Source organism: Bradyrhizobium sp. (genome assembly GCF_049512235.1).
Classification (GTDB): Bacteria; Pseudomonadota; Alphaproteobacteria; order Rhizobiales; family Xanthobacteraceae; genus Bradyrhizobium.
This window is the reverse complement of the sequence record NZ_JBEKXH010000196.1, coordinates 1-11,592: the sequence shown is the minus strand read 5'-3', so window position 1 is coordinate 11,592 and position 11,592 is coordinate 1. Positions and strand designations below refer to the sequence as shown.

At 63.0% G+C, this 11,592-nt stretch carries 4 protein-coding genes and 1 pseudogene; all 5 read left to right on the top strand.

Features of this window, described 5'->3' with window-relative positions:
• Positions 1 to 2,274 (top strand): annotated as a pseudogene (locus ABSG20_RS18795) (hypothetical protein); the annotation flags it as partial.
• An 821-nt stretch (positions 2,275 to 3,095) separates the two neighbouring features.
• Entirely contained in the window at positions 3,096 to 4,886 is a 1,791-nt protein-coding gene (locus tag ABSG20_RS18790; RefSeq protein ID WP_423866012.1) for a hypothetical protein, read from the top strand.
• A gap of 203 nt (positions 4,887 to 5,089) precedes the next feature.
• Positions 5,090 to 9,325, top strand: a complete 4,236-nt coding sequence (locus tag ABSG20_RS18785) for a sulfotransferase (RefSeq protein WP_423866011.1) — start codon at positions 5,090 to 5,092, stop codon at positions 9,323 to 9,325.
• A 118-nt stretch (positions 9,326 to 9,443) separates the two neighbouring features.
• Positions 9,444 to 10,763, top strand: coding sequence for an autotransporter strand-loop-strand O-heptosyltransferase (locus tag ABSG20_RS18780; protein ID WP_423866010.1), 1,320 nt, complete (start codon positions 9,444 to 9,446; stop codon positions 10,761 to 10,763).
• 19 nt (positions 10,764 to 10,782) lie between these two features.
• Entirely contained in the window at positions 10,783 to 11,508 is a 726-nt protein-coding gene (locus ABSG20_RS18775) for an FkbM family methyltransferase (protein ID WP_423866009.1), read from the top strand.
• Positions 11,509 to 11,592: the final 84 nt, after the last annotated feature.

Genomic DNA, 11,592 nt, shown 5'->3' with positions numbered 1-11,592 from the left:
ACCGTGGCGACGGCAACCTCGGTTCATGGTCTGGCACAGGGCACCATCCCGGTGACGGCGACCCCGAACATCGCAAATGGAACGGGCGGCACCGCGACGACGGGCACGACAGGTACAGGTACAGGTACAGGTACAGGTACAGGTACAGGTACAGGTACAGGTACAGGTACAGGTACAGGCACCGGCACCGGCATGGCAACCACCTTGTTCAACAAGACCGCGCTGGCGAACGGAACGTCTAATCTGATTGTGCGCACGGCGGCGCTCAATCATTCGACCGACCTGGTGCAGGCCGGCGTCATCTTCAACGATGCGGTCCGTGCGTCGTTGGGCCTGTTCAGCCAGTCGGGCAGCGGCAAGGAGGTCCCGTTCCTGAGCAGCTACATGAGCGACATCCAATCGGTCCAGGCCGACGTCGCCGCGATGCTCGCCACGCCCGGCAGCGTGACGATCGGCGGCCACGCCTTTGCCCTGAACACCACCGACACTGCGGTGCTGACCAATGTCGAGGGTCAGCTTGCCACATTGCTGAATGCCGCGCCGATGACGACAAGCCCGGCGACGCAGTCGGACGGCGAGCAGACGCTGCACACTGTGCAGCTCCAGATCCTGCAGGAAATCAATGGCGATACGCATCTGGCAAGCGCCCTCGCCAACGTCCCGTTCATGGCCACGACGGGCGCGACCGACGTTGCTTTCCAGGGCCTCCCGGCGGGTTCCGATACCGCGAACGCACTCGCGGCGGCGACGGCGGGCACCAGCCTGGCCGCGGTCGGCAGCGTCTTCAATGCAGCTACCATTCTCGCCACCGGCGGCATTCATGGGGAAACCATCGGACAGATCAACAACGACTTCGAAGCGGTTGCGCAGGGTGTTACCAATATCCTGAACAACGCGACCCAGCTGGCCGCGATCGAAAAGGGCGAGACGGCCAATGCCGCGGCCCTGACCACGATTCACCTCCAGACGGTGCTGAATCAGGTCAACCTCCAGATCGGCCAATATGACGGCATGGCCGCCGGCAACCAGGCTGAAGGCGTGCGCGGCACGGCGGACAATCTGCTTGACATCATCGACATCATCCAGAACGACACCGCCCTCAACGTGGCGGCGGGCGGCAACGGCGCGGCGGGTCATGCCGGAGGCTTCGCTGAAATGCCGGGCGGTCTGACCAACACCGTCACCAGGTTCCAGGACAACCAGGCGCAGACCAATTTCTGGGCCGCATTCCTGTCCGAGGCCAACACCATCAATGCGCAGTTGACGGCGATCGCAAACGGTCAAGCTACGGCGAACGATAATCTGCTCTGTCAGATCCAGAACTACGAGAATTTCGGTTCCACTTTCGACCAGGCGCAAGGTGGGATCTTCAGGGGGCGGTTCGACAACGAACTGCAGAGCGGCACCCTGATGGCCGATAGCGCCGCCGCGTGCCAGGGGCTCACGGGCATCCTGAACGGCGACCAAGGCGCGGCACTGGCGGCGGACAAGGCGATGATCACCGCCGCGGGACACGGCTTTGTCGCCGACGCCAACGACGTCAGCGGCAACAACATTCCAGTCGGCGGCGGTACCTATGTCGGCACGGCGACGACCGTGGCCACGGCGACTTCGATCAACGGCATGGCCCAGGGCACCATTCCTGTCGGGGACGAACCGAATATCGCCAATGGCACCGGCGGTACGGCGACCACGGCCACCACGACCACGGGCACCACGACCACGGGTGCTGCAGGTACCGGCAACCACGCCGGTGGTACGGCGACCACGGGCACAACCACTACGGGTTCTGCAGGAGCCGGCAACCACACCGGCGCTACGGCGACCACGGGCACCACCACCACGGGGGCTGCAGGTACCGGCAACCACACCGGCGCTACGGCGACCACGGGCACCACCACCACGGGGGCTGCAGGTACCGGCAACCACACCGGCGGTACGGCGACCACGGGCACCACCACCACGGGTGCTGCAGGTAACCACACCGGCGGCACGGCAACTACGGGCACGACCACGACGCTCGCCACCGAAGCGGCTGCCTTCCTGACCGACCTGACCAGCTTCGCCCAAGGACATGGCAGCATCGCGACGGTCACTGCCGACCTGCAGGCGTTGCTCCAAGCGGCCGGCATCGGGAACGGCGCTGCCGCCGCTCCAACCGCTGCCGCAGCTGCTGCCCCAGCCGCAGCTGCCCCTGCCGAAGCCGCCGCGGATCCGGGTCCGGCCCCAATGGAATCTTTCCATGCGTTCCTGCACATGGCCCATCATATGTAACGCCATCTGACTAGCTAGCTGGCCGGGGCAACGTACTGCCCCGGCCTTGGCATTTGCGGCGCTGGCCATTTCTTCCAGCCGAACCATCCCGTACCGCGCATTTGCGCGCGCAGCTCACGAGAGCAAGCGCCCGGTCCAAACAGCAATTCTGGTGCACGTGGGGAAGTCGATTTGAGGCAGCTCGGTCGGGCGATCGCGCTTTTATGGTTCAAGGCTCAAGTCGCTGATCGACGCGATCGAGATCGACAGATCTCCCCAGGGGTAAGCTGCAATTCCATCGCTCCGGGCGAGGAGCGGACAACGGCGCCGCTCGTCAAAAAAATGTTGCCGAGAATCCACAGTTCGCCCCAGAGATTACCGGGCGGCCGCTGCGAGAGCGATGTCGAAGCAAATTTCGGCAGACGCTTCCTCTCGTGCGCCCATGGTCGGGACATAGCGGTGAGCTAAGGGTTGGACTGCCGGTTAACTGCCTATAGGACCGCGCAAAAACCTTCCCGCCAAGAGGTCTGCGATGCGCATTCAGAGGTTTCATGGGATGGCTCGGAGCAGCCGGGGCGATACCGGCAGCATGGTCCTTGCCGCGGTCCGCGCCACCTGATCGCCTCGTTCGGTCAGAACATCATCACAGTTCAGTCCGAAACGACGCATGTTTAGGTCAAGTTTGACGGCGATCAATCGGTTGCGCGGCGAATGACAACAGCTCACCAGCTCACCAGGCCGGCGGACGTCGGTCAAAGGGGCCCTTCAGTTTTGAACATCATCGCAGTCCTGCGGAACGCGCCACGAAGGAGACCAGCGATGACATTCGGTGAGACGATCTAATGGCTACTACTTTGTTCAATAAGACGGCGCTGGCGAACGGCACGTCGAATTTGATCGTGCGCACCGATGCGCTCAATCAGTCAACAGACCTGGTGCAGGCCGGGGTTGTCTTCAACGATGCGATCCGTGCGTCGACCGGACTGTTCAGTCTGTCGGGCAGCGGCAACCAGAACCCGTTCCTGGGCGCTTATATTTCCGACACCCATGCGGTGCAGAGCGACATCATGGCGATGCTCGCCACTCCCGGTGCCGTGACGGCCGGTGGACAGGCCTTTGCCCTGAGCACCACCGACACCGCGGTTCTGACCAACATCGAGGCCCAGCTGACCACGCTCTATACGGCGGCGGCGCAGACCACCAACCCGGCGACGATGGTAGCCGCGGACCAGACGGTTCACGCCGTGCAAGCCGAGATCCTGCAGGAAATCAACAACGATCCCCATATCGCGGCCGCCATCAACAACGTCCCGTTCATGGCCACGACCGGCGCCGTCGACGTCGCGTTCCAGAACAGTCCGGCGGGCGCCGATGATCCGGCATCCGTGGCCGCGGCAACGGCGGGCACCAGCCTGAAAGCGGTCGGCGAGGTCTACAATGCGGCGGCCGATCTCCTCCTCGGCGGCATCAATGCGTCCAATATCGGCGAGATAACGGCGGACCTCACCGCGGTTGAGACGGGTGTCACCAACATCCTGAACAACGCGACCGCGCTGGCCGCGATCGAAAAGGGCGAAACCGCCAACGCCATGGCGCTGACGACCATCCACCTCGATACGGTGGGGACACAGGTCGCCCTCCAGCTCAACAAATATGACGGCATGGAAGCCGCCGGCTCGCAGGAAGGCCTGCGCGGCACCGCGGACAATATTCTCGACATCATCGATATCGTTCAGAATGACACTGCCCTGAACATGGCGGCGGGCGGCAACGGCGCCGCGGGACATGCTGGCGGATTCGCTGAAATGCCGGGCGGTCTGACCAATACTGTCACCAGGTTCCAGGACAATCAGGTTCAGACCAATTTCTGGGCGGCTTTCTTGTCCGAGGCCAATACCATCAATGCGCAGCTGACGGCGATCGCAAACGGTCAAGCGACGGCGAGCGCGGCACTGATCACGCAGATCCAGAACTATCAGCATTTCGGCGCCGCTTTCGATGCCGCGCAAGGTCAGATCTTCGAGGCCCGGTTCGACAACGAACTGCTGAGCGGCACGCTGCTGGCCGATAGCACCAACGCGGTCGCGGGGCTCACGGGCATCGTGAACGGCGCCACGGGCGCGGCACTTGCGGCGGACATTGCGCAGATCACGGCCGCGGGCATGGGCTTTGTCGCCGACGCCAAGGACGTCAGCGGCAACAACATTCCGGTCGGAGGCGGCAACTATGTCGGCACCGCGACAACCGTGGCGACGGCAACCTCGGTTCATGGTCTGGCACAGGGCACCATCCCGGTGACGGCTAACCCGAACATCGCCAATGGCACCGGCGGCACTGCTACCACGGCCACAACGACGACGGGCACCACGACGACGGGTGCTGGTGGCGGCACGACAACGGGAACCGGGAGCACCGGCACTGGTACAACGGGAACCGGCAGCACCACTTCGACGGGAAGCCATTGCGCGGGCGGCTCCAGCCAGTCCGGTTCTTCGGGCAAGAGCAGCTCAGGACCGTCTTGCGACCATTCGCATCATGATCATCATCATGATGCTGCTGCTGCTCCAGCCGCCGCCGTGGTGCCGGCGATGCAACCCCACGAAATGCATGCGCACATGCACATGCACATGTAACGCCCGATCTCGCCAACCGGCCGGGGCAATACATTGCCCCGGCCATCTCGTTTTGATGTCGCGATGTCGAACCGTTCGTCGCCATGCCGGGGCCGACACCGTGGCGAATTCGGCGCAACATGCCGGCGCGGGGCCCTTGCCGCTTGCAGCCGAACAATCCCGTACCGCGCATTTGCGCACGCGGCTCAGAAGACAGCACGCCGATGAATGAATCAGCTCTTGCCGACCGGCCGCGCGTTGCTTCTGCAATCCCCGTCGCCGGGGGATACGCCCTGAAGACAGCCGAACAGGCCTATCGGCGGGTTCTCGCCGACAAGCCCGGTCACTTCCGCGCGCTCTGCGGATTGGCCGTGGTTCGCGGCCAGCTTGGTGCGCCCGGCGAGGCTCGCGACCTGATTGGTCAGGCCGTCGATGCCGCAGGGCCATCGGCCGAAGACCATGTCGTGCTCGGCACGACCTTCATCCGGATCAACGATCTCGACAGCGCCCAGCGTCAGTTCGAGATGGCTATCGCACGCGACGAAGCGCATGCAGAGGCCAGATTTCATCTGGCCAACGTCCTCTGCGGCCGTGGCGATTTTGCCGCTGCGGTGATCCAGTACGAAAGAGCGCTGGCGATCCATCCGGACAACGCGGAAGCCCATCAAAATCTAGGGCTGGCGCTGCAGCGGCTTGGCCAATTCGAATCCGCCCTCGCCCACCACCGGGCGGCACTGGCGATCTCACCGAAATCCGCCGCCATCCAGGTCAGCCTGGGCGACGCCTGCCGGCATCTTGGCCGACATGATGACGCTGTCGCGCAGTATGCGCAGGCGGTCGCGATCAATCCGGGTTTGACGGACGCCCACATCAACCTCGGCGGCTGCTTTCACTTGACGGGCCGTCGCGAGCAGGCGATCGGCAGTTACCTGCGGGCGTTGACGATCAATCCCGGTCTTGCGGACGCGCATTACAATCTCGGCAATCTCTACGCCGAACTCGACAATCTGGACGCGGCGGTCGTTCACTACGAGCGCTCCATCGACCTGCTTCCGAGCTCGGCCGAAGCGCACAATAACCTTGCCAATGTGCTGCAGAAGTGTGGTCGGCTTGAGGAGGCGATCAAACGCTATAAGGAAGCGATTCGCCTCAAGCCAGGCTACGTCTCCGCGCAGCGCAATCTGGGCGATGCCCTGCATGCCCTGAACCAGATCGATGCGGCCATTGTGTGCTTTCGGGCGGCGCTGGCGATCGAACCCGGGGATGCCACGACCCTGAACCGCCTCGCATCGGCGCTGCTGGTCGCAGGGCGTCTTGACGAAGCCTCGCGGGCCTACGAGACGGCGATCGACCTCGCGCCCGAAAACATCGGCATTCAGCACAACTACGCCGCCGTCAAGCGGTTCGCGGCCGGCGATCGGCGCCTGGCCCGGCTGGAAGACCTTCACGCCCGCGAGGATCAGCTTTCCAACGATGAGCGGATCGTACTGCACTTCACGCTCGGAAAGGCCTATGCCGACCTCAGGGATCCCGACCGTTCGTTTCGACATATGGACGCCGGCAATCGTCTCAAGCGGCGGCACGTGACTTATGACGAGCGCGGAACCTTGCTGCTGATGCAACGTATTCGCGATGCATTTACCAAAGATCTCCTGAAGGTCAAATCCAATGTCGGACATGACTCGGAGGCCCCGGTCTTTGTCGTCGGCATGCCGCGGTCGGGCACGAGCCTGGTCGAACAAATTCTCGCCAGTCACCCGCGCGTCTTTGGAGCCGGCGAGGTCGAGCATTTTGCCACCGCGACATCTGAACTGGCGAAACGCAGAGCCGGTGCGTACCCGGACATGATCGCCAAAATGCCGGATGAAGACTTCCGGGAGCTCGGGAAGACCTATGTCGAACGCCTGAGCAAGGACGGGGCGGCGAAAGATCGCATCGTCGACAAGCTGCCGCCAAATTTCCTGTTCGTCGGCCTCATTCATCTGGCGCTGCCGCGCGCCCGGATCATCCATGTCAAGCGGAATGCCGTCGACACCTGCACGTCTTGCTACTCGCTGCTGTTCGCGGAAGACCAGCCATACGCCTACGATCTCGGCGAACTCGGCCGCTATTACAGGGCTTACCAAGCACTGATGGATCATTGGCGGTCCGTTCTGCCGCCGGGACGCATACTCGACGTGCAATACGAGGACCTCGTCGATGATCTCGAAGGTCAGGCGCGACGTCTTGTGGCGCATTGCGGCGTGGAGTGGGACAGGCGCTGTCTGGCCTTTCACGAAACCAAGCGCCCGGTCCAAACGGCAAGTCTGGTCCAGGTGCGAAAATCCATCTACACCAGCTCGGTCGGGCGATCGCGCTTTTATGGTACAAGGCTCAAGCCGCTCATGGACGCACTCGAGATCGATGGTACACGTTCCAGGGCTGGGCAGGATGAAGCCTCTGGGCGCCAAAGGCGGCGTTCGCACCGGCGCGCGACCGCGAAAAACCGGTCCGACCCGCCGGCTCCGTCAAATCGAAGGGCTGCAATCGGCAGGCCGGAGCCCTGGACAGAACCCGCGTTTCAAGTGGCCAAGAAACTGCAGGACCGGGGCGACCTCAGCGATGCGGAGCCGCTGTTCAGCGTCGTGCTGGCGATGCATCCGCGTCACTTTGGTTCGCTGCTTGCGATGGGCGCGATATGCGCCTGCACCAGCCGCCTCGACGATGCCAAACGCTTCTTCACGCTCGCGATCGCCGTGAACGAGCGCGCTGCCGAAGCCCATGGCAGCCTGGGCGCGGTCCACACCAGCGCCGGGGACTTCGACGCCGCGGCGGCCTGCTACGACAAGGCCCTGGCGCTGGGGCCCGATCATCCCGGCATTCATTACGGGTATGCGATGCTGCTGCAGTCGCGCGGGAGGAATGCGGAAGCCGTCGAACATCTCAGGCGCGCCGTTTCGGCAAGGCCCGATCATCTCGATGCCTATTTCGCGCTCGGAAATCTGCATTTTGCCGGAGCGCAGGATGCCGAGGCAATTGAGTGCTACCTCAAGATATTGCAACTCAGCCCTCGCCACGCGGAAACCCACAATAATCTGGCCAATGTGTACCAGCGGCAGGGCCAGATGGAGCGTGCGATTGTGCACTACAAGACGGCGCTGGAAATCAACCCATCCTACGCCGACGCCTATGGCAATCTCGGCAATGCCTATCTTGTGCTCGATCGTCTCGAGGAATCGATCGAGCAGAACCGGCGCGCCCTCGAGTTGAAGCCTGCAAGGTTCGGATCGCACAACAATCAGGGGGTGGCGTTGCAGGCGCTGGGGCGGTTCGAGGAGGCCAAACGCGCCTTCGAGCGGGCGCTCGAACTGGTGCCGAGGGAGGCGTCCGTTCACCTCAATCTTGCAAACATGGCGCGGTTCAGGGCGGGCGATCGGCGCCTGCCGGGCCTCCACGCGCTATTGAGCGAAGTGGAGTCCCTGGACGTCGAGAATCAGATTGCTGCGCATTTCGCGATGGGCAAAGCCCTGGGCGATCTCAGTCAATACCAGGAGGCCTTCCAGCATTTGTTGAAGGCCAATGCTCTGAAACGGAGCACCATCGTCTATGACGAGCCGCAGAGGCTGGCGATGTTCGACAATATCAGGACGACGTTCTCGCCGGACTTCATGAAAGCAAGATCGGGCGGCGGCGACAAATCGTGGTCGCCGATCTTCATCGTCGGAATGCCCCGCTCCGGGACGACCCTGCTGGAACAGGTGCTGGCGAGCCATTCGAAAGTGTTCGGCGCCGGAGAACTGGAGGCATTCAAGGAAACGATCGCGGAGTGCGTCCGCAGCCAGGGGATCGTGTCGGCCTATCCGCTGCTGGTCGGGTCCCTGTCACAGGATCACATTCGCCAGCTCGGCGAAATGTACACCACGCGGGTGCGGGCGCGCGCACCTGAGGCGGAGCGGATTGTCGACAAGATGCCGCTCAACTTCTGCTTTGTCGGGCTGATCCACCTGGCGCTGCCGAACGCCCGCTTCATTAATGTGCGTCGCGATCCCCTCGACACCTGCGTCTCGTGCTTCTCGTTGCTGTTTTCGGGAAGCCAGCCCTTTGCCTACGATCTCGCGGAGCTCGGCCGCTACTTTCGCGGCTACGAGGGGGTCATGGAGCACTGGCACCAGGTACTGCCGCCGGATGTCCTGATCGACGTGCAGTACGAAGATCTGGTCGATGACCTCGAGGGTACCGCAAGACGCGCACTCCGCCATTGCGGCCTCGATTGGGAGGATTCGTGCCGCGATTTCCACGACACCAAACGGACGGTGCGAACGGCCAGTCTGATGCAGGTGCGCGAGCCGGTCTACCGCCGCTCGATCGGCGCCTGGCGCCGCTACGCGGAGTACCTCGCGCCCCTCGGGCAGGCGCTCGGGGTCGACATCCCTGCCCTGTTGGCGGAGACGCAAGGCGCGGAAAGCTCGTGGACCGCCTGATCTCACCACGTCATTGCGAGGAGCCCTTGCGACGAAGCAATCCAGCTTTCGTTTGCGGCGGCAAAGCTGGATTGCTTCGCTGCGCTCGCAATGACGGAAAGAGGACCCCTGTGCGTCCATGAACGTTGCGGCATCCCCCGGCGGTTTTGCGAGCGAGGCGGTCGCCGTATCGGCGACAGCGCGACCCACCAAGCGGGTCTATCCAGACCCTGCACCTGTTCCGACCCAGCACGGCCCGAACGGCATTCGATTTGACTTCAATGACGGTTTCAGAGTGACGGTTCCTGAAAATGGCCGTCCCTGGAAGGTCCGATTGAGCGATCTGGACAAGGGCACCATCGAGTTCGAGACCGAGCTGCGCGCCGGCGGCATCAGGAGCAAGAAGCGCTACTATGCGCGCTATCGCGTTGAGGTCTGGCAGCCCGGCGAAAGCATTTTCGTGCATGAGTATTCGGCTGGGGATCGCGAGGTGCTGGTGCAATTTCCGGTTGGCACGCTGGGCGACTCGATCGGATGGCTGCCCTACGCGGTGAAATTTGGCGAGCGCCATCGCTGCAGGCTGACCTGCGCCATGGGCGGCAGACTGATTGCGATTTTCCGCGATGCCTATCCCGGCATCACGTTCCTCACTCATAATGAGGTCAAGACCGAGCGTTACTACGCCACTTACAGCATCGGGCTGTTCTTTGATGACAAAAACTTTATTTCTCAGCCGCGCGACTTTCGCCAGGTCGGGCTGCACCGTACCGCCGGCTATATTCTCGGTGTCGATCCCACCGAAATGAAGCCGCTTCTAGCCATTGAAAACGCTACGCGGCCGATCGCCGAACCCTATGTCTGCATCTCGGTCCAGAGCACGACCCAGAGCAAATACTGGAATAACCCCGAGGGCTGGCGCGCCATCGTCGCATTCCTGAAAGAGGAGGGTTATCGGGTCGTCTGCATCGACCAAAAAGCGGTTCACGGCCAAGGCCTGGTCTGGAATCACATTCCGCACGGTACCGAAGACGAGACCGGCGACAAGCCGCTCGCGGAGCGAATCCGCTACCTCAGACATGCCGCGTTCTTTGTCGGTCTCTCGAGCGGCCTGTCATGGTTGGCATGGGCCGCCGACATACCCGTGGTGATGATATCGGGCTTTACGCACCCGATTAACGAATTCCACACGCCCTACAGGGTGATCAATTTCAACGCCTGCAACAGCTGCTGGAACGATCCGCGGATCAGGTTTGATCATTACGACTTTCTCTATTGTCCCCGTCACAAGGACACGCCGCGCCAATTCGAATGCACGCGCCTGATCAACCCAGACCAGGTCAAGGCCGTCATCCGCGGCATCCCCGGCTTTGGCCGGCATGACCGCGAAGCCCGCAGTCAAGCGGATCCGCGGGATTCTGCTGACGCGGCAGCGGCTGTCGAACCTCGCAAGGCTCCATAGGGCACGGATCGGAGACGGCATGGCGGCGAGGCTTGGTGTCACGGACAACTGGGTGTCGCTCGCGGCTTCGCTCACCTTGCCGAACGGAGAGCCGCGATTTCATCTGGGCTTCCCCACGCAGTTCGCGGCCGATCCGGGCGCCAACTGCCTCGTGGCCAATGAGCTCCGAGACGGCTATGAGCTGCCGACGCGCAATCTCCTGGAGCGGGCGATCCGGCAAGGGGATCTGTTCGTCGACGTCGGCGCGCATTGGGGTTTTTTCACGCTGCAAGCCGCAACCCATCCGGCCCGCGATGTCACCGTCATAGGCTTCGAGCCGGATCCCGCCAATGCCGCCATTCTGGTCAGAAACGTCGCCGACAACGGACTGAGCGACAAGGTGTCCGTCGTCTGTGCGGCCTGCGGCGACAACTTCGAAATCGCGCCGCTGGTCGCCAACTCGACCATGATGCACAGCATTCGCGGTGTCGGCCTCAAGCCGCCCTTTGCCCGGGGGCCGTCGAAATGGGTCCCCGTGGTCACGATGGACCGCGCCCTGGTCGCCTTTCCGCGCGCGGAGAGTGCGAGGATCATCCTCAAGGTCGACGCCGAAGGCTTCGAGCCGCAGGTGCTGGCCGGCGCCAGATCGCTGCTAAGGAGCGGCCGCGTGGCGGACGGACCCGAGCGCTGTGGCCCTGCGGCAAATGGTTGCCGTCTTGGACGACCTCGGTTTCCGCCATTCGCGGCCGCCGTCGCAGCAGACTGACGGGCCGCTCGCCCCGTTCGAGATCGAAGGAACCTACGTGGGAAACGTAATTTCCCATCATGGAGATGTCGACATGTGACACCG

Bases quoted from the DNA above. Each gene is read 5' to 3' on its own strand.
- ABSG20_RS18790 (WP_423866012.1), top strand. From the start codon at position 3,096: ATGGCTACTACTTTGTTCAATAAGACGGCGCTGGCGAACGGCACGTCG.
- ABSG20_RS18785 (WP_423866011.1), top strand. From the start codon at position 5,090: ATGAATGAATCAGCTCTTGCCGACCGGCCGCGCGTTGCTTCTGCAATC.
- ABSG20_RS18780 (WP_423866010.1), top strand. From the start codon at position 9,444: ATGAACGTTGCGGCATCCCCCGGCGGTTTTGCGAGCGAGGCGGTCGCC.
- ABSG20_RS18775 (WP_423866009.1), top strand. From the start codon at position 10,783: ATGGCGGCGAGGCTTGGTGTCACGGACAACTGGGTGTCGCTCGCGGCT.